Below are 22041 nucleotides of genomic sequence, written 5' to 3'. Positions count from 1 at the left end.
GTGTCGGCGATCAGGCGGGAAGTGGAGGACCACGCCTGACGACCGAGTGCCGCAGCGCCGGATCGGGCGGGACGACGCGCACCCGCACGATGACGGGGGCGGCCGGGTGCGCGGAGGGGAGGGGCGTCGGCCACCGCAGGACGAGGGGGCGGACCAGGCGGCGCAGCGTCGCCCACAGCGCGGCCTCGCCGCGTGCCAGCCACCAGCCGGTGAGCAGGGTGGCCGTCAGGTGGGCCAGCAGCATGCCGACGTCGTTGCCGAAGCCCCGCCCGTGGAGGTGGGCCACGACATAGCCGGTGCCGTCGTCGCCGCCGAACAGCTCGTGCAGCCCCAGTTGCGCGCAGACCAGCGCGATGTTGATCGTGGCGGTCGAGCGCTCCCGGCCGCCCAGCGCCAGGGCCAGCGTGAAGACCGTGCCGACACCGAGCGCCGCGGCCCACGGAGCGGGTGTGGAGCCGCCGCCCACCGCGTGCGCCAGCGCGGCGAGCGTCACGCAGACGGCGGCGAAGACGGCCGTCCGCGCGAGCCTCAGGGGAAGTTCGGCGCGCATGAGTGTGCCACATGTTCTCACGCGCGCCCCTTCGAAGGGACGGCTACTGGCAAGCTGCCCAATACCTGGTTGATTTACGGCTTTTGTCGCTAAGGTCGAGCCGACACATCGACTTGGGGTGAGAACGTTGCGGCATTTCGCTGGTCTGCTCATCGGGATCGTGGTCACGGCGGCCGTGGTGGGAGGCGGAGGATGGGCCGTCCAGCAGGCGATGGGCAGTGCGCAGGCCGGCCCCGCCGGCGGCCAGAAGCTGTGGATCGCGCTCGGCGCGATGGCCGCGGTCGGCCTGGTCGTGGGCCTGGTGGTGGCGGGCCGCGTCTCGCCGCTGGCCACGTTCCTGCCGGCGATGGCGCTGCTGGCGTGGACGGTCGTGTACGCCCTCGACATGAACCGCGCCCTGTCCCTCGTCCCCGACCAGCCGTCGGTGAACCAGCTGATCAGGGACGCCGGATTCGGCGCGAAGACGCTGCTCTCCACGGGGGCGTTCGCGCTGCTCGGCGTGGCCATGTTCATCCCCGTGCTGATGCCCTCCCGGTGGGCGCGGCGGCATGACGACCTCGACGACGACTACGAGGAGAGCCCGCAGGGCGGCTACTACTGATCCCTCGGGCCGGCCGTGCCCGGCCCGGTGTAGAGGGCGGTGACCACGTCCTCGATCGACGACCGGCCGGGAGCCGTGGCCATCAGGTCGGCCAGTGACCCGTCGAACGCCAGCCGCCCGTGGTCGATCAGCATGACCCGGCGGCAGAGCCGCTCGATGTCGCCGAGGTCGTGGGTGGTCAGCAGCACGGTCGTGCCCCGCTCGGCGTTGACCCGCAGCAGGAACTCGCGGATGCCGGCCTTGCTCACCACGTCCAGCCCGATCGTCGGCTCGTCCAGCACCAGCACCTCGGGCGCGTGCAGCAGCGCGGCGGCCAGGTCGCCGCGCATCCGCTGGCCCAGGCTGAGCTGACGCACCGGCGTGCGGAGGAAGCCGCCCAGCCCGAGCGTCTCGGTCAGCTCCCCGAGCCGCCGCGCGAAGGCTTGTCGATCTACTTTGTAAAGGAGCCGGATCAGCTCGAAGCTGTCGCTGAGCGGCAGGTCCCACCACAGGGTCGTCCGCTGCCCGAACACCACGCCGATGTGCCGTGCCAGCGTGGCGCGCCTGCGCGACGGGTCCAGCCCGGCCACCCGCACCCTTCCCGACGTGGGCGTGAGGATGCCGCAGAGCATCTTGATCGTGGTGGACTTCCCCGCGCCGTTGGGGCCGAGGCAGCCGACGAACTCACCCGGCTCGACGCTGAACGACAGATCTCGTACGGCGTGCACGACGGCGCGCCGCACCTTGAACGAGCGGCCGGCCCGGTCGACTTCGATCATGGTCAACTCCCCGTGGAGGTGTAGCGTCGGATGCCCCATCGCCAGGCGGAGGCGGCGGCCAGCACCAGCACCACGGCCGCGACCGGGCCGAGGAACCGCATGAAGCCGGGCGTGCCGAACGGATCGTCCCTGTCCAGCACGTACAGACCGGGCTGCCAGTTGACGAACGCCAGCGGCAGCGCGTAGGTCACGCCGCGCACCAGGTCGCGGCCGTAGATGCTGAACGGATACTGGGTGAGCTGGCCGCTGCCGTAGGTGAAGGCGTTGACCACCTCCGGGGCGTCGGTCAGCACGAACTGCGCCGCCCCGGCCAGGGTCCACAGCGAGGCGAAGATGACGGTGCCCGAAACGACCATGACCGGCACCATCCAGAGCCGGCGCCCGTCGAGGTCGAGCACGGCCAGCGCGTAGCCGAGGGCGGCGGCGGCCTGCAGGACCCGGGTGGCGCGGGTGGGGTTCATGCGGTCCGTCGCCACCTGGATCCAGGTGCTCACCGGGCGGATCAGCATGGTGTCGAAGGTGCCCGTCCGGATGTGCTGGCTGATCCGGTCGAGGTTGCCGGCGATCAGGTCGCACAGCGTGAACGCGAGGTTGGCGGTGCCGTACAGGAAGAGGACCTCCTCGCGGGAGAAGCCCGCCAGCGAGGTGGTGTTGGCGAAGACGATCAGGATCACGGCCACGTCGGCGGAGGCCAGGACCAGGCCGAGCACGGCCATGATGGCGAACGACGCGCGGTAGGCGAACGCGGCGCGGGTCCAGGTCCAGGCCAGCAGGAGGTAGGTGCTAACCACCCTGGATCACCACCTTGTGGCGGATCGCCCGGGTGCCGAGCGCGCCCAGCCCGAGCAGCGCCGCGGCCCAGGCCGCCTGGAACGCCAGCGTCGGAAGGGCCGGCGCCTTGCCGAGGTAGACGTCGGCGGGCGCCTGCGCCATGGCCGCCCACGGCAGCGCCCTCGCCACCTCGCCCAGCGCCCCGGGGAACAGCGCGAGCGGCAGCAGCAGGCCGCTGAACAGGGTCGTGAGCACGAGAGAGAAGACGGCCACACCCCGGTCGTCGGCCAGCCAGCAGACCGACAGCGCGACCAGGTAGCGCCAGGCGAAGCTGACCGCGATCCCGGCCAGGACGCTCGCGAAGATGCCCGCCCAGCGCCCGGCGCCGGCCGGGACCACGATGCCGAACAGCGCGGCGCCCAGCAGCATCGGCGGTACGCCGCGCACCAGGAACAGGTAGGCCGCCCGGCCCAGGTCCTCGGCCATCGACCAGAGCTGCAGCGAGGCGGGCCGGACGAGGTCGAGCGCGATGTCGCCGGTGCGGATCCGCTCGGTGAGGGTCAGCCCGCCGCCGAAGAGCTGCATGGGGCCGATGCAGGCCTGGGTGACGAAGCAGAACGTGACGGCGTCGATCATGTCGTAGCCGGCCAGGCCGGGCCTGGCCTGCCAGAGCGCGATCAGGACGTAGGCGCGTAGCACGCCGAACACGCTGTTGGTGAAGGCGCCGGCGAGCGCGGCCCCGACATAGGTGGCGTGCTTGCGGAAGCCGTACCGGACCAGCCGCGCGTAGAGGGGGATCGTGGCGCACCTCCGGAGCGTGATGACGTGGTGGCGTACCGTGCCCGGGTCGCTGCGTGGGCCGGCCAGTGGGAGCCCTGGATTATGCGCGTTCCGGCTCACCTCGCGCAACGAGATATCAACCCGGAACCGGCGCGCGATACCTGCCCGAAACATCCAGGTAAGCGATGAGATACATACTTGTGAGTAGAGCGGCGTTCCGCGGGGAAAGGATTCTTCGGAGGCCCGAGCATGCACATCGACAGGGACGTCACTCCGGACTATCCCCTCAGCTGGCAGGCGCGCGCGCTCACCGGACTGATGCGCGGCACGCTGAAGCCGGTCTCCAGCCTGCTCATGCGTCACACGCTGGCGCTCGACTGCGCCTCCCGCCTGGGCGACCTCGTGCTGATGGTGCCGCACTCCGCGCCCGAGCACGTCGGCATCCTGCCGCACAGCTCCGGCACGTGCGGCGGCGAGTGGGTGCGTGCGGGGCAGGAGCTGGACGAGTCGAAGGTGCTGCTCTACTTCCACGGCGGCGGCTACTTCTTCTGCTCGCCGAAGACGCACCGGTCCATCACCTGGCGTCTGTCGGCGGTGGCCGGCCGGCCCGTGCTCGCGCTCGACTACCGCCAGGGCCCGATCCACAAGCTGGCCGACTCGCTGAGCGACGCGCTGGAGGCGTACACGTGCCTGCTGGAACGCGGGCACGCCGCGCGGGACATCATCCTGGCGGGAGACTCCGCCGGCGGTCACCTCACGCTGGCCGCGCTGCTGGCGCTGCGCGACCGCGGCGTGCCGTTGCCCTCGGCGGCCATCTGCCTGTCGCCCTGGACCGACCTGACCGACACCCCCCGCACCGCCAACCGCTGGCAGGACCCGATGCTGCCGGCCAGCCGGGTGCGCTGGCTGGCGCGCCGCTGGACCTCGGGCCTCGACCCGCACGACCCGCTGGTGTCGCCGGTGCTCGGTGACTTCACTGGACTGCCGCCGCTGATGATCGTGACCGGGTCGACGGAGGTGCTCCGCGACGAGGCGCGGCGGGTGGCGTTGCGGGCCAGGCAGGGGGGCGTGCCGGTGACGTACGAGGAATGGCCGCGGATGCCGCACGTCTTCCCGATCCTGGCGGACGTGCTGCCGGAGGCCCGCCACTCTTTCCGCCACATGTCCGACTTCCTCGCCGCCGTGGCCGACGGCTCGTCCCGCGGGGAGACGGCGGCCGCCTGACCGGAGATCGCCCGGCACTCGGGAACGCGCGGTAAGTTAGGTATACCTAACAAGCCGTGAGGAGCCGGGCGATGACGGACAAGCCAAGAGATCACCATCTGGGTGTGGTGCTGCGCACCGAGCGGTTGACGCCGCACATGATCCGGGTGGTGCTGGGCGGTGACGGCCTGCGCGACTTCGCGACGCGGGGGCTCACCGACCACTACGTGAAGCTGGTGTTCCCGCACGAGGGGGTCGACTACCCGGCCCCGTTCAGTGTCAAGCAGGTCCGCGAGACCATGCCGCGCGAGGTCTGGCCCCGGCTGCGCACCTACACCGTGCGCGCCTGGGACCCCGAGACGCTGGAGCTCACGATCGACTTCGTGCACCACGGTGACAAGGGCCTGGCCGGGCCCTGGGCCGCGGGAGCGGTCCCCGGCGACGAGATCATGATGCTGGGGCCGGGAGGCGACTACGCGCCGGACCCGGAGGCGGCCTGGCACCTGCTGGTGGGCGACGAGAGCGCGCTCCCGGCCATCGCGGCCTCCGTCGAGGCGCTGTCCGAGGGGGTGCCGGCCTATGTGTTCGTGGAGGTCGACGGCCCCCGCGACGAGCTGAAGCTGGGGGCGTCGGCCGACGTGCGGGTGTCCTGGCTCTACCGCAACGACCGCCCGCTCGGCGACGCGCTGGTGGAGGCCGTGTCCGCGCTGGCCTTCCCGGAGGGTGACGTGCACGCCTTCGTGCACGGCGAGGCGGGGTTCGTCAAGCGGCTGCGGCACCACCTCAGGGTCGAGCGCGGGGTGCCGATGGAGCGGCTGTCGATCTCCGGCTACTGGCGCGCCGGGGTCGACGACGAGGCGTGGCGCGCGGTGAAGAAGGACTGGAACCGCCAGGTGGAGGCCGAGGAGGCCGCCGCCCTCGGCTGATCTCTCCGGGCGCGCTTGGCGGATCGTTCCCGTCGGACACGGCAGGGGCGCAACACCACTTCAGACCGCCAGGCCACACCCCTTACTCACCATCGGGGTACGAACGCCTTACCTGCGATACCCCTTCTGAAGGTCATGCGGAAACGCCTGTCCGATGAGGCCACAGTGTGCTTTGCCGTGTCCCGGACAGGAGAGGCGAAACTCGGATGGCGCGTGGTTCGAGCGACATGCCTCCAGGCGTGAGGCCGCTTACGGTGGGCGACCCGATGATCATCGGCCGATATCTCCTGCTGGGCCGGCTGGGCACCGGGGGGATGGGCGTGGTCTATCTGGCGGAGCACCCCGGGGGTGGTCTGGTCGCGCTCAAGACGCCACATGCCGTGCACCTCAAGGATCCCACGTTGCGCGCCCGTTTCGCCGAGGAAGTCACTTTTTCCCGGCGAATCGTCCCGTTCTGCACGGCAGCGGTCGTCGAGGACGGCACCGACCGGGACCGTCCCTACCTGGTCTGCGAATACGTGCCGGGCCCGGCGCTCTCCCAGGTCGTGGCGGTCCGGGGGCCGCTCACCCCCGACCTGGCCTACGGGGTGGGGCTCGGGGTGGCGGCGGCGCTGGTCGCCGTGCACGACGCCGGGCTGGTGCACCGCGATCTCAAACCGGGCAACGTGCTGCTGTCCACCGGCGGGCCCCGCGTCATCGACTTCGGCATCGCCCGCGACGTCGACACGCTCGCCGCGCACACCCAGGCCGGCCAGGTCATGGGCAGCCCCGGCTGGGTGTCGCCCGAGCGGCTGACCGGAGGGCCCGCGGTGCCCGCGTCCGACGTGTTCGCCTGGGGGTGTCTGGTGGCGTTCGCCGCCACGGGCTGCCATCCGTTCGGCGGCGGCGAGGCCGACGTGCTGGCCCGCCGCATCATGGTCGAGGATCCGCGCGTCGAGGGTGTGCCCGCGCTGCTGCGGCCCGCCGTCGAGGCGGCGCTGGCCAAGGAGCCGGCCGGCCGTCCCAAGGCGGCCGAGCTGCTGCGCGCCCTGCTGGCGGCGGGAGGCGTGGGCGACCCGTGGGACCTGCGCGAGGCCGTCACCGGCGTGCTGGAGGAGATCTGGACCCCGGTGCCCTACCCGCCCGGCGGGGGCCGGGTGCGCCTGGCGCCGCCGCCCGGCGACCGGCGGCCCACCGCGCCCAAGCGCGGGCGCAGGGCCAAGGGCGGGGCCGGCCTGTCGCACGCCGGCTTCGCGGCGCTGGCCACGGTGTCGATCGCCGCGGTGACGGTGGTCGCCGCGTCCGGCGGCGGTGACACGCGCATCGGCGGTGGCTCCCCGTTGCCCGACCTCCCGGTGGCCGTTCAGTCGCACGTGCCGAGGGCCACGGCCGACTCGACGCTGCGGCCGCCGGCCACCCTCACCGGCGGCGTCCCGGCCAGCGCCGGCACCTGGTCGCCCGCCACGCCCGCCACGCCCACCGTGCAAGTCACCGGGACTCGCACCCGGGGCCCGTCCACGGTCCCCGACCCGACGCCCGAGCGGCAGACCGGCTCCCGGCCGCCGGTGACCAGGGACCCCGGCGGCCAGGACGACGGCGACCCGTGCGCCGGCCCGGCGGCCAGACGCCGCGCCAACGCGGCCAGGCGCGGCTGCCCGCAACCCACCACGTCGATCACCACGATCCCGCAGGAGGGGCCCGGCGAGTCACCGGACCCCTCCGCCACCCCCACGGTGCCGCCGACACCCTCGCCCACCGGCCCTTCGTGATGCCGGCACGTCCCGGCCGGTGTGCTGACGGTCCCCTCCCGGCACGTCCGATCTACGGAATCCTGGTCAAGTCGATGACGCGGAGTTCGTCGCCGACGGTGTAGGCGAGTAGTCGCTGCCGGCTGTCCGGGTAGCTCCCCTGCACGCTGTCGCCGTCCGGCCGGACCCCGAGGTCGGCGGACTTCCCGGTCGTCATGTCGTGCAGCACGACTCCCAGGACCTGCCGGCCCACGCCCAGGTCCTGCCGGCGCGGACCCTCGCCGAGCACCGACGCGGTGTGGAAGCGGCCGGGCAGGAGGAGCGGGTGCATCCCGCCGGGCAGTTCCTGTTCCCCGGAGCCGTCACGCAGCCGGTGGAAGGACGGGCCGGTGGGCTTGGCGCCCACGCAGAAGGTCAGGCCGCAGACGATGTGCTTCTCGTCCACCTGGGTGACGGCCGTGTCGGTCTCGCCGGTCTCGACGTTGCGGATCGAACCGAACCTGGGCTCCTCCGTGGGGCCGTACCCTCCTGACATGCCGATCCACGGCCAGGCCAGCAGGTGCATGCCCGTGCCCCCCTCGACGGGCTCCGCCGGGCCTCCGCCGAGTGGCGCGGTGAAGACCCCGCCGGCCCGCAACGAGAAGACGATCCGGTCGCCGGCCACTTCCAGAGCGTCGAAGCCGCCGTCGTCGACCGGGTGGGTCACCACGACCTCGGCCTGGCCGCCCGCGAGGAGCGCCGACCAGATCTTTCCCTCGCCGCCCTTCAGCGCGGTCCACCAGAGCACCCTGTCGCCGGCGACCTGGAAGCCGGAGGCGTACAGCACGGTACCCCGGGGCGTCGGCACGTCGGCGATCTTGCGCAGCTTCCGGGTGTCCAGATCGTAGGCGTAGATGGCGTTCGTCTTCTCGAAGCTGGACCACGTCGTGACGAGGAGCGTGTGGTCGTCGATGCGCCTGATCTCGCGGATGGTCTGCCCGCCTGGGAGCTTGACCGGCAGTGTCCGCACCGCCTGCGGCCAGACCTGCTCGACCGGAGGGGGCAGCGCCGTGGAGATGGCCGGTGGCGTCTTGGCCGGGACGGTGGCCGGCAGGGTCTGGATCGTTCCGCCGCGCAGCGCGATGGCCGCGCCGCCCGCCAGCAGCACGACCGCCCCGGCGGCCAGTAGTGCCTGGCCGCGGTGCCGCCGCCTGCGGTAGCGGGTCTCCACGGCCTCGGCCAGCCGGTCCGGCGCGGGCGGCGCCTGCCCTGCGGCGTGACCGAGGGTCCTGCGCAGGCTCTCTTCCAGGTCGTTCATCGCGCGTCCCCCCGTACGGGCTGTGGGTTGATGGCATCCGGTGTGGCGGCGCGGAGCTTGCCGAGCGCCCGCGAGGCCTGGCTGCGTACGGTGCCCGGGGAGATGCCCAGGACCCCCGCTATCTCAGCGTCGGACAGCTGCTCGTAGTACCGCAGCACCAGGACGGTCCGCTGCTTGCGGGGCAGCGTCGCCAGCGCCTGCCAGAGCGCCCGCTCGTCGCCGCGGGGCAGCACGTCGTGGTGTTCGCCCTCGGGCAGGTCCCAGGCGAGCAGCTCGCGCCGCCGCAGCCGCCAGGCACGGATGTGCAGCCGGGCCATCGTGGTGCGCGCGTAGCTCTCCGGGTTGTCCTTGGCCCGCACCCGTGGCCAGGACGCCCGCAGTTTGATCAGGGCCTCTTGCACCAGGTCGGCCGCGTCGTGCGGGTTTCCGGCCAGTACGTGGCCGTAGCGCAGTAGCGCGTCGCCGCGTTCGGCCACGAACTCCGCGAAGCGGGAGTCTGGTTCCACCTGTCTTCGCCCTTTCCTCGTCTCCGTCATCTCTCAGAGCGGATCGGCGGGCGAACCGTTGCACGAAGGCGTCCGGACATGGAAGGGCCGCGCCAGGCCGGGGGGAGCCTGGCGCGGCCCTTCGTCGCCGGGGGAACCTACCCATGCCCTGGTGGTGGCCGGCGAGTCGGGAGTGTCAGTGAGCGGCGGTGAACTGCTCCTCTTCGGTGGAGCCCTTGTACGCCGTCGTCGAGGAGTCGGGCGCGACGGCCGTGCTGATCAGGTCGAAGTAGCCGGTGCCGACCTCGCGCTGGTGGCGGGTGGCGGTGTAGCCGCGCGACTCGGCCGCGAACTCCGCCTCCTGCAGCTCGACGTAGGCGGTCATGCCGTCGGCGGCGTACCCCTGGGCCAGGTCGAACATGGAGTAGTTGAGCGAGTGGAAGCCGGCCAGCGTGATGAACTGGAACTTGTACCCCATGTGTCCCAGTTCCCGCTGGAACTTGGCGATCGTGGAGTCGTCGAGGTGCTTCTTCCAGTTGAAGGACGGCGAGCAGTTGTAGGCGAGCATCTGGTCGGGATACTCGGCCTTGATCGCCTCGGCGAACTCGCGGGCCACGTCGAGGTCGGGGGTGCCGGTCTCCATCCAGAGCAGCTCGGAGTGCGGGGCGTAGGCGAGGCCGCGGGCGATGCACGCCTCGACGCCGTTGCGCACCCGGTAGAAGCCCTCGGCGGTGCGGTCGCCGGTGGTGAAGCGCTGGTCGCGGGGGTCCACGTCGCTGGTCAGGAGCGTCGCGGCCTGGGCGTCGGTCCGCGCGATGATCAGTGACGGGACGCCGGCCACGTCGGCGGCGAGCCGGGCGGCGTTGAGCGTCTTGATGTGCTGGCCGGTCGGGATCAGCACCTTGCCGCCCAGGTGGCCGCACTTCTTCTCGGAGGCCAGCTGGTCCTCCCAGTGCACGCCCGCCGCGCCGGCGGCGATCATGCCCTTCATCAGCTCGAAGGCGTTCAGCACGCCACCGAAGCCGGCTTCGGCGTCGGCCACGATCGGGGCCAGCCACTCCCGCGACTCACCTTCCGACCAGCTGATCTGGTCGGCGCGGAGCAACGCGTTGTTGATGCGGCGGACCACGGCGGGGACCGAGTTGGCCGGGTACAGGCTCTGGTCGGGGTAGGTCTGGCCGCCCAGGTTGGCGTCGGCGGCGACCTGCCAGCCGGACAGGTAGATGGCCTGGAGCCCGGCCTTCACCTGCTGCACCGCCTGGTTGCCGGTCAACGCGCCGAGGGCGTGCACGTAGTCCTCGGTGTTCAGGAGCTGCCACAGACGCTCGGCGCCGCGCCGGGCCAGCGTGTGCTCCTCCTGGATGCTGCCCCGCAACCGGACCACGTCTTCGGCGCTGTAGGTGCGCTCGATGCCATCCCAGCGAGGGTCGTTGTCCCAATCGTTTCGCAGCTGCTCAGCAGCTCCCTTGAGGCGATCGTCCATGTTTCCACTCCTTTGTCGTCCCCTGGGGCCTGTGTCGAGTCTCTGCCCGGCAAGGGGGCGATCAACAGTGGGAAGCATGCAGAAGGAACGCAAAATTTCACTTCATGTCAATACTTGTCGGTATTCAGCAGAGAAGAAAACGCGAGTTTTCCCGATGGACTAGACCATTCATGTGACACGGCCCGCACGGACGGGCGGCGCCTGTCACAACCGTGGCGGTGCCCCGGAGGCGGGTCCGGGCCCTGGAAGATGAGCGGAATTTCCGACTAAGATGCCCCCATGGCGTCCTTGCTGGGAGAAGAACCGCTGTCTTTGACGCAGGAGCTCGATCTCATCGCGTTTGGGCAGCGCCTCCGCCACCTGCGCAAACAACGCGGCCTGACCCTCTCCGACCTGGGCAGTCGCGTCAGCAGGGCGCCCAGCCAGCTGTCGCTGCTGGAGAACGGCAAGCGTGAGCCGAAGCTGTCGCTGCTCAAGTCGCTGGCCGCCGCACTGGGCGTGCCCGTCGAGGAGCTGCTGCGCCGCCAGCCCCCCAACCGCCGCGCCCAGCTCGAGATCGCACTGGAGGAGGCGCAGCGCGACCCCATCTACGCGGCGCTCGGCCTGCCCCGGCTGAAGGTCTCCGCGCGGGTGCCCAACGACGTGCTCGAACACCTCCTCGGCCTGTACGGCGAGCTACGCGCCCGGCAGGCCAGAGGCACCGCCACCCCCGAAGAGGCCAGGGCCGCCAACGCCGAGCTGCGGCGCACGCAACGCGAGCTGGGCAACTACTTCCCCGAGATCGAGAAGGCCGCCGCCGAGGCGCTCGACTCCGTCGGCTACCGCACCGGCGCCCTGTCGCAGAGCACGATCCAGAGCCTGGTCACCCACTTCGGCTACACCGTGCACACCGCGCAGGACCTGCCCCGGTCGGTGCGTTCCATCACCGACCTGCGCAACCGCCGCATCTACGTCAAGCACGAGCAGCTCGGCATGCACACCCCCCGCACGATCCTGCTGCAGACCCTCGGCCACCTCGCCCTCGGCCACGACAAGCCGCGCGACTTCGCCGACTTCCTGCGCCAGCGGACCGAGGCCAACTACTTCGCCGCCGCCGTGCTCGTCCCCGAGAAGGCCGCCGCCCTCTACCTGAAGGAGGCCAAGGCCGACCGCGCGCTGTCGGTGGAGGACCTGCGCGACGTGTTCGCCGTGTCCTACGAGATGGCCGCCCACCGCTTCACCAACCTGGCGACCCACCACCTCGACCTGGTCTGCCACTTCGTCCGCAACGACGCGGGCGGCATCATCTACAAGGCGTACGAGAACGACGGCATCGTCTTCCCCGCCGACGAGCAGGGCGCGATCGAGGGCCAGCGGATGTGCCTGCAGTGGTCGGGGCGGCAGGTGTTCGCCTCGCCCGACCGCTTCTCCGTCTTCTACCAGTACTCCGACTCGCCCACCGGCACGTACTTCTGCGTCGCGCACGTCGACCCCTCCCGCGAGCGCGACTTCGCGATCACGCTGGGCGTGCCGTTCAAGGAGTCGCGCTGGTTCCGGGGGCGCGAGACCACCCATCGCACCAAGTCCAACTGCCCCAACGGCGACTGCTGCCGCCGCCCGCCCACCGAGCTGGCCGAACGCTGGGAGGGCTACGCCTGGCCGTCCGCCCGGGGCAACTCCCACGTGCTGGCCGCCCTGCCGCCCGGTTCGTTCCCCGGTGTGGACGAGGCCGACGTCTACACCTTCCTCGAACGGCACGCGGCGACGGCCTGACCCTCCTGCCGGCCGGCCGTGCTCACGGCCCGAGCAGGGTCTCGCCCACCAGGGTGAGCCGCTCCCGCAGCTCGTCCGGCGTGAACGGGGTGCGCCGCAGGCGACCGGGTGGCCGCTGCCCCGGCTCGATCAGCACCTCGGAGTGCGACCTGGTCACCGGGCCTTCCAGGAACAGGGTGACGGCCGGCCCGGCGGTCACCTCCACGCGGTGAAGGGTGCTGGCGGCCTGTGAGTACGCCGACCCGGCACAGACCTCCAGCGTCGCGGACCGGGCGACCACGACCGTGTCCCGGCGTTCCAGCCGCCACCCGTCGGCGTGCAGCGGCGTGCTGTCGGTGAACCTGTCGTACGGGCGCCCGGTCTCACTCCGCTCGAACAACGCCGACCGCACCACCCCGGCGACCACCGCCGAGGAGAAGGCGAAGCGGTGGTTGTGAATGTGCTCACGTTCGTGGTGCGCGTCCGGCCACCACACGTGCATGTGCAGGCGGCCGGCCGGATGCCGGCACCACAGGACGTACTTGTCGAAGCCGAGCGGATGCCGGTATGACATCCGGGCGACCCGGAGCACGGCGGCCTCGTCGGCGAGGAGCCCCTCCAGCAGCCGGGCGACCGGGCCGGGGCCGGACAACCGGCTCAGGATCGCCCGCTGCCGTCGCGCCGGTGTCGCCACCAGGTCGGGTAATCGCAGGGCATCCACCAGGTCATCCACGGCTCAGCCCAGGTCCAGCTCGGCCACGCACAGGCAGTGGTCGGAAAAGGTGCGGACGACCCGGGCCGACACCCGCGCCACGGAGGCCGAGTGGACGATGTCGTCGACGGCCTTGCCCCTGCGGGTGGCGCCGGTGACCGACGTCTCCAGGTCCGCCCCGATCCGGCGCAGCAGCAGGCGGCGGTGAGATGTGTTGAAGTCGCCGGCGATGACGGTCACCTCGTCCTCCTCCGGCTCGAGTTGCTTGGCCAGGTTGTCCCAGATGTAACCGAAGTCCGGGTCGTCGGCACGCCTGCCGAAGCGGTGAAAGGGCGGCATGTGCAGGGAAGTCATCGCCACGAGACGGCCCATGGCCCGGACGCGCGCGGTCACGGTGCCCTTGTCGAAGGAGAGCATGCCGCCGCGTTCCAGACGGGGGTTGGGCAGCACCGCCACCGCCGCCGTCTCGATCGGGAATCTGCTCGCGACCGCCACACCGGAGCGTTTCCCCTGGACGAGCCAGGAGGGTGAGAGCACGTTCGCCTGGTAGTGGCGCAACCGGGTCCGCTCGGCCAGCTCGGTCAGCAGCGGCGACGACCGCGAGCCCTCGGGAAAGGGCACCTCCTGCAACGCGAGCAGGTCGAGCCGCTCGGCCAGGACGTGCTCGACGGCCTCGTCGAGCACGTCGCCGTGATCCGTCACTCCCTCGTGGACGTTCCAGGTGCCCACTCTGATCCTGGAGATCACATCCAGATCGGCCGGCGCATCGCGTAGTCGCGCATCACGCTCAACCCTTGGTAGGTCATCCAGATGGGACGCCACTCTTTCCATCGCCAGATTCCATTCTCTTGGCGGCGTAGGACCGCCTCGACGGCGCCGCGTAGTAGGTCGGGATCGGGGTCGCCGCAGGCCATGAGCGCCTTGGCGACCCACGCCGCGGTGAAGTGGTGGATGGTGATCGTGTCGAGCTCCGTGCCCACCGGCCGTCTCAGACGTTCATGGCTGTCGGCCAGATCGCTTCCGCCCTTCACCAGCCAGGACAGTCCTGCCTGCACCGACTCGTCCAGATCGCCGTGACCGGGCAGGACGTCGGCGGCGCGGCGCAGCGCGACGATGGCCCGGGCGGTGTGGGCCACCGACGGCGGCGGCTCGCCGACCAGGCGCTCCCCCCAGCCGACCTCGTCGCGCGCGTGCGTCGCGGAGGCGATCAGCCGGTCGGCCAGGTGGGGGAGGAGCGGTGAGGCCGGGGCGATCTCGGCCAAGGTGGACACCACGGTCGTGACCACAGTGGTGCGCTCCAGCCCGACCGTGTCCCTCTCAGTGATCTCCTCCAGCAGCCCGACGAGCCGGGCCTGCTCGACCGGGTCCAGCCCGGCCCGGCTCGCCGCGCCCAGTGCCCAGGCGGTCACCTCGGGCCTGCCGATGCCCCGCTGGCTGCGTGCCGCCCAGCCTCCGCCGCCGCACTGCAGCGCGAGCAGCGTGCGCACCAGCATCCTGCGATCGAGCGTCGGGTGGTGAAGGTCCATGGCCAGCACCAGACGCAGGCCGTACGAGGTGCCGGTGGCGCTCGGCGGCAGCGACTCGCCCAGGAACTGGCACCAGCCGAACAGGCCGGGATGACCGGGTGCCTCCCTGGCCGTCTCGATCAACCGGCGCCTGGCGCCCACCACCAGCACCCGCGCGGGCGGTCCCGTGACGGTGTTCGCTTTTCCCGTGGGTGCCCGCTCGACCTGGGCGGGGACATCGGGAGCGAGTGCCGTCGATCCGCTCGTCAGGGCCGCCACCGCCGGCAGCCGGCGTAATGCGGCCAGCCCGAGCCAGACGCAGCCGGCCGCCAGCAGCGCCAGCAGGTAGCGCAGGACGTCGACGGTGAACCAGGTGTCGGGCAGGTGGTCGATGAGCACGCCGTAAGCCGTGAACGCCGCGGCCGGGGGACCCGCGGTGAAGAGTGCCCTTAGTGCGCGGTGCCGGCGGACGTCGCCCGCCTGCAGGCTCTGGTCGATCACGTTCACCCCGTGGTGTGACGTCGATTACTCCAAAGGTAACCAAGGTCGAATGTCGCGTCGATGCATATGGGATTACGGCGCCTGCCCGCAATGCTGTTGTCATTCCGGAACTTCGCTATCCGCCCGAGAGCTGGTCATTTATGACTTGCCCCAATCTGCCGTGAATCCTTGATCTTCGGTAGGTGCGACTCGGGTGTCACAGCAGCATGGAGCCGTTATCGACGCTCTGTCCGCGACGTCGGGTGTACGTTGATGGCCGCTTTCATGTGGGTTATCGGCCAATTCGGATACGGTCGGCGATTTATGGATTAAAGGCGGAGATTCATGGCAGGGATTTCCTGACCGCTGATGCTTCCCTTGGTGGTGCCTAACCGCCCCCGGGAGGACAACCGTTCAATTCCCGTCGATTGGCGATAGGCGCTATCCGCATATTTCGCCAATCATCGGCAATCGGTGCCCCCGCGCGCCGTGTTGCCCGCCGGGGAGCCTTTCCTCCACCGCACCGCCCGTGAGCCGTGGCGGTCTCCCGCGTGCGGGGAGCCCGTCGCGGCACTCGGCGACGAGCCGATCGAGGCCACGCCCTAAGCTTGGGGCGTGTCATCGACGGGGGAGGGGCGTGTGCTGCCCGAGGTGCGTGCCTGGCTGCGTCACCGCACTCATTCCGCCGCCGACTGGCCGCTCGGCGCGCTGGCCGAGGCCAAGGGCGACACCTCGATCAGCGTCGTCCTGCCGGCCCGCGACGAGCGCGAGACCGTGGGAGAGATCGTCGGGGTGATCCGGCGGGAGTTGTCCGCCGTCGTCGACGAGATCGTGGTGATCGACTCGCGCTCCACCGACGACACCGCCGTGGTGGCCGCCCGGGCGGGGGCGCGGGTGCACGCGCAGGACGAGATCCTGCCGCACCTCAAGCCGCTCGACGGCAAGGGCGAGGCGCTCTGGAAGTCGCTGGCGGTCACCTCGGGCGACATCCTGGCGTTCGTCGACGCCGACATCCGTGACTTTCGCGCCTCCCTGGTGACCGGGTTGCTCGGGCCGCTGCTGGCCGACCCGGGCATTTCGTACGTCAAGGGGTGTTATGACCGCCCGTTGGGCGGTCTCGCCAACGGCGGCGGGCGGGTCACGGAGCTGGTCGCCCGGCCGCTGATCAACCTGCACTGGCCCGAGTTGGCCGGGTTCGTCCAGCCGCTGGCGGGCGAGTACGCCGGCCGCCGCTCCGCGCTCGAACGCGTGCCGTTCGTCACCGGCTACGGGGTGGAGCTCGGGCTGCTGATCGACCTGGTGGAGCTGGTCGGGCTCGACGGGCTGGCCCAGGTCGACCTGGGCTCGCGGGCGCACGCGCCGCAGTCCACCGAGGCTCTGGGCGGGATGGCCGCGCAGATCATGCTCGCCGCCTGGTCACGGCTGGAGCGTCAGGGCAAGATCAAGGCGTCGCACGATCCCGCCGCACTGCTCACGCAGTTCCGCCGTACGGCCGGTGGCCACGAGCCGGTGACCAGGGACGTCTCCATCTCCGAACGCCCGCCTATGGTCACCGTGCGGCACTGACGGACCCCCGGCTTCCGATGCGGGCTACTGATCGGTAAGTTGTTGCCATCACGTCGGCTGCGCCGGCAGGGGCGGCCTGGCGGCGCGCCCGGGGGTTCGTGCCGGAGTCCTCGCGCACGGGCGTTCGTGCACGGGCCGAAGTGAACATACGCGGATATATCAGGGAGCGCGGGCATGAGCGGCTTTTGTCCGGAACTGAGCGGTGACGTGGCCGAGGTGCGCGACTGGGTGCACGCGTTCGCCCGCGACGTGGTCCGCCCAGCCGGGGCCGAATGGGACGAGCGCGAGGAGACGCCCTGGCCCGTCATCCAGGAGGCCGCCAAGATCGGCCTCTACTCGCTCGACTTCTTCGCCACCCAGTGGTTCGAGGAGAGCGGCCTCGCGCTGCCCGTGGCGTTCGAGGAGATCTTCTGGGGTGACGCCGGCATCGGCCTGTCCATCGTCGGCACCGGCCTGGCCGCCGCCGCGCTCTCCGCCAACGGCACGCCGGAGCAGATGGGCGAGTGGCTGCCGCAGATGTTCGGCACGGAGAACGACATCAAACTGGGCGCCTTCTGCGCCTCCGAGCCGGACGCCGGCTCCGACATCGGCTCCATCCGCACCCGCGCCGTCCCCGACGGAGGCGACTGGATCATCAACGGCGTCAAGACCTGGGCCACCAACGGCGGCATCGCCAACGTCCACGTCATCGTCGCCTCCGTCGACCCCGCCCTCGGCACCCGGGGTCAGGCGACCTTCGTCATCCCGCCCGGCACGCCCGGTCTGTCGATGGGGCAGAAGTTCCGCAAACACGGCATCCGCGCCTCCCACACCGCCGAGGTCGTCCTGGACAACGTCCGGGTGCCCGGCTCCTGCCTGCTCGGCGGCAGGGACAAGCTCGACGCCCGCCTCGCCAGGGTCCGCAACGGCGAGCGGGCGGGCGAGCAGGGCGCGATGCGCACCTTCGAGACCACCCGCCCCGTGGTGGCCGCGATGGCCGTCGGCATCGCCCGCGCCGCCTACGAGTACGCCCGCGACTACGCCCGTGAGCGGGAGCAGTTCGGCCGCAAGATCGGCGAGAACCAGGCCATCGCCTTCCTCCTGGCCGAGATGGCCACCCGCGTGGACGTGGCCCGCCTGCTGACCTGGCGCGCCGCCTGGATGGCCCGCAACGGCCGGCAGTTCGAGCAGGCCGAGGGCTCGATGTCCAAGCTGGTGGCGGGGGAGACGGCGGTCTGGGTGACCGAACAGGCCATCCAGATCCTGGGCGGCGCCGGCTACACGCGGGACCACCCGGTGGAACGCTTCCACCGCGACGCCAAGATCTACACCATCTTCGAGGGGACGTCCGAGATCCAGCGGCTGATCATCGGCCGCGCGGTCACCGGCCTGCCCGTCCGCTGAACGGACCCGCCTTCGGATTTCGGTGCTGAAGATCGTCTGAGAGCTCTGTTCCGTCAGGGCCCGCGCGAGCTCACTCTCTGGGTGAGCGGTCTCGAATAGATATGATCTACGCCGTAAAGGCGACCAGCGTGTAGCGCGGACTGATCATCACAAGGTCGTCACAATCCGTAGGGATGCCAAAACCCTCAGGCGTCAAGACGCGTCGTCCCTGTTGGACGAAGAGGGTGAGGGAAGATGACCAACAGCGAACCCGGATACGCAGTCATCGACGTCGAGACCACGGGCCTGCGTCCGTCATGGCACGACCGGATCGTCGAGATCGGGGTCGTCCTGCTCGACCCCCGCGGACTCGTCACCGGCGAAAGGAACACCCTGGTCAATCCCGAACGTGACCTGGGACCGCAACGCATCCACGGCATCACCGCCGCCGACGTCCGTCACGCGCCGACCTTCAAGGACATCGCGGGCCATCTCACCGAACTGCTGCGGGGCCGAGTGCCCGTGGCCCACAACCTCCGCTTCGACTCCGGCTTCCTGGAGTACGAGTTCGCCCGGGCCGGCGCTGCGATCCCCGCTCTGGACACCATCGGCATCTGCACGATGACCGAGGCCGCCCGCTTCCTGCCCGTCGCTCCCCGCACCCTGGCGGGCTGTTGCGCCGTCGCCGACATCCCGCTCGACGGCCACCACGACGCGCTCATCGACGCCCGCGCCGCCGCCGAGTTGTTGCGCCACTACCTCGGACTCGCCCATCCGGACTCGCCCTGGGCCCATGTCCTCCATTCCGCCTCCGCACTGACCTGGCCGGCCATTCCGCGTACCGGCACCATCGCGGTGCGGCGGGGTGTGTCCGCCGAGCGTGACACCCACTTCCTTGCCCGGCTTCTGGACAGGCTGCCCCGCGCCTCCGACACCGTCCGCGCCGACCCCTACTTCGCCCTGCTCGACCAGGTGCTGCTCGACCATCACATCTCGGCTGCCGAAGCCGACGCGCTGATCGCCCTGGCCGCCCACCTGGACCTCAGCCGCGCCGACGCCGTCCGCTTGCACCACGAGTATCTGAACGCGCTGGCCCACGCGGCCAAGGCCGACGGCATCGTCACGCCCGCCGAACGCCGCGAACTCGACCGCGTCGCCGCCCTGCTCGACCTTCCCCCTACAGCGGTGGAAGCCGCGCTGGCGTCCAGCGAAGCGCCCCGGCACCCCTCCGCCTCGGGCGGCTTCCGTCTCCAGCCCGGTGATCTCGTCGTGTTCACCGGCGAAATGGAGGGCGGTCGTGAGGCCTGGGAGGAGCGGGCGCGTCAGGCCGGCCACGTCCCACACGGGAACATCACCAAACGGGTCCGATTGCTGGTCGCCGCCGATCCCGACTCGATGTCCGGCAAAGCACGCAAGGCACGCGCCTACGGCATCCCCATCGTCACGCCGGACGCTTTCGCCCGCATGAGCTCTCTATGAACCGCCCCGGCGTAGAGGCCGAGCTCGATGGAGTCGCGCTCGTGGATCGTCATGCCACCATGGGCGCCACTGGGCAGACCCGCCGACACCAGCGTGCCCTTGGGGCACTCAGCTCCATAACCGGTCATCGGCACAGACCCTGATGTCGGTCACCTGGCTGACGTGCCGGGCGCCGCAGCGATCACCCGGCATCACCAGGTGCGGGCCCTGCTCGTCCAGAGCCCGGCAGTCCGAAGAAGACGGGGTGCCGTTGAGAATCGTGCGATGGCCGCCACATATGCCATGACGACTGTAGCGATCACTCACCTGACGAACGGCTCGCGCAGGATCGGACACCCGGTGCTGGAGATTCGCCTATCTCCAGACGCGGCCAGTCGGCGAGGTCCCGCAGTAGTTGCCGGTCGTGCGTGGCGACGACGACGGCAGCGCTCGTGCCGCGGATCGCGTCGGTGAGCTCGTCTACCAGCGCCGGCGACAGGTGATTGGTCGGCTCGTCGAGCAGGATCAGGCTGGGCCGCCCCGCCAGCACGAGCGCCAGGTCGAGGCGCCGCTGCTGTCCCTGGGACATCTGCCCGACCGGCGTGCGCATCGCCTCGGAGTCCAGCAGCCCAAGTGCTCCGAGCGGGACGGCGTCGGCGTCGCGCAGTGCCTCGTGGGCCACCAGCCGTCCCACATGGCGGGCGTACACCTCGTGGGCGGTGAGAGCGGGGTCCTGTTCGGCGGTCTCCTGGGTGACCCGGGCGATCCGTGCCCCCTGCGCCGTCCAGACGTGCCCGTCGGTGGGCTCGAGCGAACCGGCCAGCACCGCGAGCAGCGTGGACTTTCCGGCGCCGTTCGGTCCGATGACGAGTAGCCGGTCGCCCCCGTCGAGGGTGAGGTCGACCGGACCGGTCAGCCGCCCGTCGAGGGCGACGCCATGCGCACGCAACTGCGGCGCCCCCCGCCGGGCGCCCAGGTTCGGCCAGCGCAACACCGGCGGTGGCTCCGGCACGTCGATCCGGTACGCCCGCAGGGCGTCCTGCTGGCGGTTCAGGGCCTGCACGACGCCCGGTGCGCGGGACTGGCGCTGGTGCTTGCCGGTCCCTTTGTCCGGCCGCCAGCCGGTGGAGAGCCGGTCGCGGGCCTTCGATACCGCGTCCTGCAGCCGTCGTTGCTCGGCCTGTTGCTGCTCGTGGTCCTGCTCCCAGTGTTCACGTTCGCGACGCCGGGCGTCCTGCCAGGCGTCGTAGCCGCCGGCGTACAGCCGCGCCCTTCCGTCGCGGGTCGGGTCGAGGTCGAGAAACCGGTTCGCGACGTCGCGCAGCAGTGCCCGGTCGTGGCTGACGACGGCGAGGCCGCCATCGTGCTCGCGCAGTCTGCGGGTCAAGAAGTCCAGCCCGCCGGCGTCAAGGTGGTTGGTCGGCTCGTCGAGCAGCAGCACATCGTGCCGCGCGCCGAGCAGGCACGCCAGCCGCACCCGGTAGCGCTGACCGACCGACAGCGTCACCAGCGGGCGGTCGCGGTCGGTGCAGGCGCCGAGGGCCTCGAGCGCGACGTCGATGCGGCGTTCGGCGTCCCACGCGTCGAGCCGGGTGGCGGCGTCGAGTGCGGCGGCGTAGCGGTCGTCGGCGGTGGGGTCGCCCTCGGTCATGGCGAGGGTCGCCTCCTCCAGCGCGCCGAGGGCCGCGAGCGACGCGGCCAGCGCCTCGGACGTCAGGGTGGCGACGGTCTCACCCTCTCGTGCGGACAGTTCCTGACGGGCCAGGCCGATCGTGCCGGCCCGGTGCACGGTGCCGTCGTCTGGCGTGATCAGTCCGGCGAGGACGTGCAGCAGCGTCGTCTTGCCACGGCCGTTCTCGCCGACGACGGCGACCCGCGACCGGGCAGAGACAGTGATCGAGACGTCGTTCAGGACACGCCGAAACCCGCGGGTGACGGTGACGCTCGTAGCGCGTACGTGTGCGCTGTCGCCCGCCTCGACGGGCAGGGACATTTCGGAATTCGGGGTGAGGTTCAACGGTGCTCCGCAGCTCGCAGTGGAGCCGGGCAGCAAGAGACGGCCGCCCGGCGGAAACCGGGACGGCGAGCGCGGATTCAGCAGGAAGAAGGCGCCGCCGTCAGCGGGCGGAGCGGATCTTCTGCGACCAGATACCTCGTGCCATGACGATCACGTTAGCAGCCTTGACGCCTCCCGCGAGCCGGCTCGGCGGCGCGGGCGGCCATGGCCCGGTGACCGTGACCGCCCGCAGTTCCCAGCCGGGATCCGGGTCAGCCTCCCTCATGTTCTGGATCAACATGATCATGGCTGCTCTGCTCGCCCTGATCGGGCTAGTGCTTGTGGTCATTGAAACCAGAAGGAACACCTGCCGCACCACCGTTCACCTTCGTTGGGTGACAGGGGTCTGTCTGGTAACCCTCGCGGCCGTGGCGATTCGCTGGAACCTGTCCCCCCGGTGGAGTACGTCGTCGACCCAACTCCACGGCCAGGCGATCCCATTCCCGAGCCTGCGGACCAAGTCGTGTTGCATAAGGCGCGGAGCCACTGGTTGGTGTCGCATCCCACGGCGTGACGCTGATGGTAGAGGCCGAGGCTGGTGACCTCGCGCCCGAGCTCGGCTGATGGGAACACGAAACTCCACCCACGGG

At 71.0% G+C, this 22041-nt stretch carries 20 protein-coding genes; 8 read left to right on the top strand and 12 right to left on the bottom strand.

What is annotated here, in order from left to right; all coding sequences use genetic code 11:
- Positions 1-10: 10 nt before the first annotated feature.
- On the bottom strand, positions 11-550 hold the full coding sequence (locus tag AB0I38_RS30930) for an MFS transporter (RefSeq protein ID WP_358486910.1): 540 nt from the start codon (positions 548-550) through the stop codon (positions 11-13).
- A 127-nt stretch (positions 551-677) separates the two neighbouring features.
- Here AB0I38_RS30930 and AB0I38_RS30925 point away from each other — a divergent pair, with 127 nt between their 5' ends.
- Entirely contained in the window at positions 678-1151 is a 474-nt protein-coding gene (locus tag AB0I38_RS30925) for a hypothetical protein (RefSeq protein WP_358486905.1), read from the top strand.
- Here AB0I38_RS30925 and AB0I38_RS30920 read toward each other — a convergent pair.
- The 3 genes from AB0I38_RS30920 to AB0I38_RS30910 are packed head-to-tail and all read right to left on the bottom strand — an operon-like array spanning position 1145 to position 3580.
- Positions 1145-1909 (bottom strand): ABC transporter ATP-binding protein, encoded by a 765-nt coding sequence (locus AB0I38_RS30920; protein WP_358486900.1) that lies wholly within the window; start codon positions 1907-1909, stop codon positions 1145-1147. The two genes, AB0I38_RS30925 and AB0I38_RS30920, sit on opposite strands and share 7 nt — an antisense overlap.
- A gap of 2 nt (positions 1910-1911) precedes the next feature.
- Positions 1912-2700: an ABC transporter permease gene (locus AB0I38_RS30915; RefSeq protein ID WP_358486892.1), complete on the bottom strand. Its 789-nt coding sequence runs from the start codon at positions 2698-2700 to the stop codon at positions 1912-1914.
- A complete protein-coding gene (locus tag AB0I38_RS30910; protein ID WP_358486884.1) occupies positions 2693-3580 on the bottom strand; it encodes an ABC transporter permease in 888 nt (295 codons plus the stop codon). Before AB0I38_RS30910 ends, AB0I38_RS30915 begins: the two co-directional genes overlap by 8 nt.
- Before the next feature lie 129 nt (positions 3581-3709).
- Between AB0I38_RS30910 and AB0I38_RS30905 the strand changes: the two genes are divergently transcribed.
- From AB0I38_RS30905 to AB0I38_RS30895, 3 genes are all read left to right on the top strand, one after another.
- The gene (locus tag AB0I38_RS30905; RefSeq protein WP_358486875.1) at positions 3710-4684 is read left to right on the top strand and encodes an alpha/beta hydrolase; all 975 of its coding nucleotides are present in this window, start codon (positions 3710-3712) and stop codon (positions 4682-4684) included.
- A gap of 71 nt (positions 4685-4755) precedes the next feature.
- The gene (locus tag AB0I38_RS30900) at positions 4756-5589 is read left to right on the top strand and encodes a siderophore-interacting protein (protein ID WP_358486870.1); all 834 of its coding nucleotides are present in this window, start codon (positions 4756-4758) and stop codon (positions 5587-5589) included.
- A 239-nt stretch (positions 5590-5828) separates the two neighbouring features.
- Positions 5829-7337, top strand: a complete 1509-nt coding sequence (locus tag AB0I38_RS30895; RefSeq protein ID WP_358486859.1) for a serine/threonine-protein kinase — start codon at positions 5829-5831, stop codon at positions 7335-7337.
- Between the two features lie 52 nt (positions 7338-7389).
- Here AB0I38_RS30895 and AB0I38_RS30890 read toward each other — a convergent pair whose 3' ends face one another.
- The 3 genes from AB0I38_RS30890 to aceA all read right to left on the bottom strand — a co-directional run bounded on the left by AB0I38_RS30890 (position 7390) and on the right by aceA (position 10581).
- Positions 7390-8613, bottom strand: a complete 1224-nt coding sequence (locus AB0I38_RS30890) for a hypothetical protein (protein ID WP_358486851.1) — start codon at positions 8611-8613, stop codon at positions 7390-7392.
- The gene (locus AB0I38_RS30885; protein ID WP_358486847.1) at positions 8610-9119 is read right to left on the bottom strand and encodes a SigE family RNA polymerase sigma factor; all 510 of its coding nucleotides are present in this window, start codon (positions 9117-9119) and stop codon (positions 8610-8612) included. Before AB0I38_RS30885 ends, AB0I38_RS30890 begins: the two co-directional genes overlap by 4 nt.
- Before the next feature lie 175 nt (positions 9120-9294).
- Complete coding sequence (aceA, locus tag AB0I38_RS30880) at positions 9295-10581, bottom strand: isocitrate lyase (RefSeq protein ID WP_358486840.1); 1287 nt, start codon at positions 10579-10581, stop codon at positions 9295-9297.
- Positions 10582-10860: 279 nt separating this feature from the next.
- Here aceA and AB0I38_RS30875 point away from each other — a divergent pair, with 279 nt between their 5' ends.
- Positions 10861-12333 (top strand): helix-turn-helix domain-containing protein, encoded by a 1473-nt coding sequence (locus tag AB0I38_RS30875; RefSeq protein ID WP_436838794.1) that lies wholly within the window; start codon positions 10861-10863, stop codon positions 12331-12333.
- 22 nt (positions 12334-12355) lie between these two features.
- Here the strand turns inward: AB0I38_RS30875 and AB0I38_RS30870 are convergent, their stop codons facing one another.
- From AB0I38_RS30870 to AB0I38_RS30860, 3 genes are read right to left on the bottom strand one after another with little or no spacing between them, the layout of a single operon-like run.
- On the bottom strand, positions 12356-13033 hold the full coding sequence (locus AB0I38_RS30870) for a hypothetical protein (RefSeq protein WP_358486835.1): 678 nt from the start codon (positions 13031-13033) through the stop codon (positions 12356-12358).
- Between the two features lie 15 nt (positions 13034-13048).
- Positions 13049-13771: an endonuclease/exonuclease/phosphatase family protein gene (locus AB0I38_RS30865; RefSeq protein WP_358486833.1), complete on the bottom strand. Its 723-nt coding sequence runs from the start codon at positions 13769-13771 to the stop codon at positions 13049-13051.
- Positions 13768-15030 carry a hypothetical protein gene (locus AB0I38_RS30860; RefSeq protein ID WP_358486826.1) on the bottom strand — a complete coding sequence of 421 codons (1263 nt, stop codon included), beginning with the start codon at positions 15028-15030 and terminating at the stop codon, positions 13768-13770. The genes AB0I38_RS30865 and AB0I38_RS30860 overlap by 4 nt, the downstream gene beginning before the upstream one ends.
- 618 nt (positions 15031-15648) lie before the next feature.
- On the opposite strand from AB0I38_RS30860, the gene AB0I38_RS30855 reads away from it, so the two are divergent.
- The 3 genes from AB0I38_RS30855 (at position 15649) to AB0I38_RS30845 (ending at position 19416) form a co-directional block, all read left to right on the top strand.
- Complete coding sequence (locus AB0I38_RS30855) at positions 15649-16575, top strand: glucosyl-3-phosphoglycerate synthase (RefSeq protein ID WP_358487393.1); 927 nt, start codon at positions 15649-15651, stop codon at positions 16573-16575.
- Positions 16576-16749: 174 nt separating this feature from the next.
- The gene (locus AB0I38_RS30850; RefSeq protein ID WP_189129123.1) at positions 16750-17958 is read left to right on the top strand and encodes an acyl-CoA dehydrogenase family protein; all 1209 of its coding nucleotides are present in this window, start codon (positions 16750-16752) and stop codon (positions 17956-17958) included.
- 234 nt (positions 17959-18192) lie between these two features.
- On the top strand, positions 18193-19416 hold the full coding sequence (locus AB0I38_RS30845; RefSeq protein ID WP_358486815.1) for an exonuclease domain-containing protein: 1224 nt from the start codon (positions 18193-18195) through the stop codon (positions 19414-19416).
- Positions 19417-19714: 298 nt separating this feature from the next.
- Here the strand turns inward: AB0I38_RS30845 and AB0I38_RS30840 are convergent, their stop codons facing one another.
- Together AB0I38_RS30840 and AB0I38_RS30835 are read right to left on the bottom strand one after the other, a co-directional pair.
- Positions 19715-21388 (bottom strand): ABC-F family ATP-binding cassette domain-containing protein, encoded by a 1674-nt coding sequence (locus AB0I38_RS30840; RefSeq protein WP_358486808.1) that lies wholly within the window; start codon positions 21386-21388, stop codon positions 19715-19717.
- Between the two features lie 124 nt (positions 21389-21512).
- Positions 21513-21698: a hypothetical protein gene (locus tag AB0I38_RS30835; protein WP_358486803.1), complete on the bottom strand. Its 186-nt coding sequence runs from the start codon at positions 21696-21698 to the stop codon at positions 21513-21515.
- Positions 21699-22041 lie beyond the last annotated feature (343 nt).

It is taken from the genome of Nonomuraea cavernae, from assembly GCF_040655715.1.
Classification (GTDB): Bacteria; Actinomycetota; Actinomycetes; order Streptosporangiales; family Streptosporangiaceae; genus Nonomuraea; species Nonomuraea cavernae_A.
This window is presented reverse-complemented; position numbering and strand designations above follow the sequence as displayed.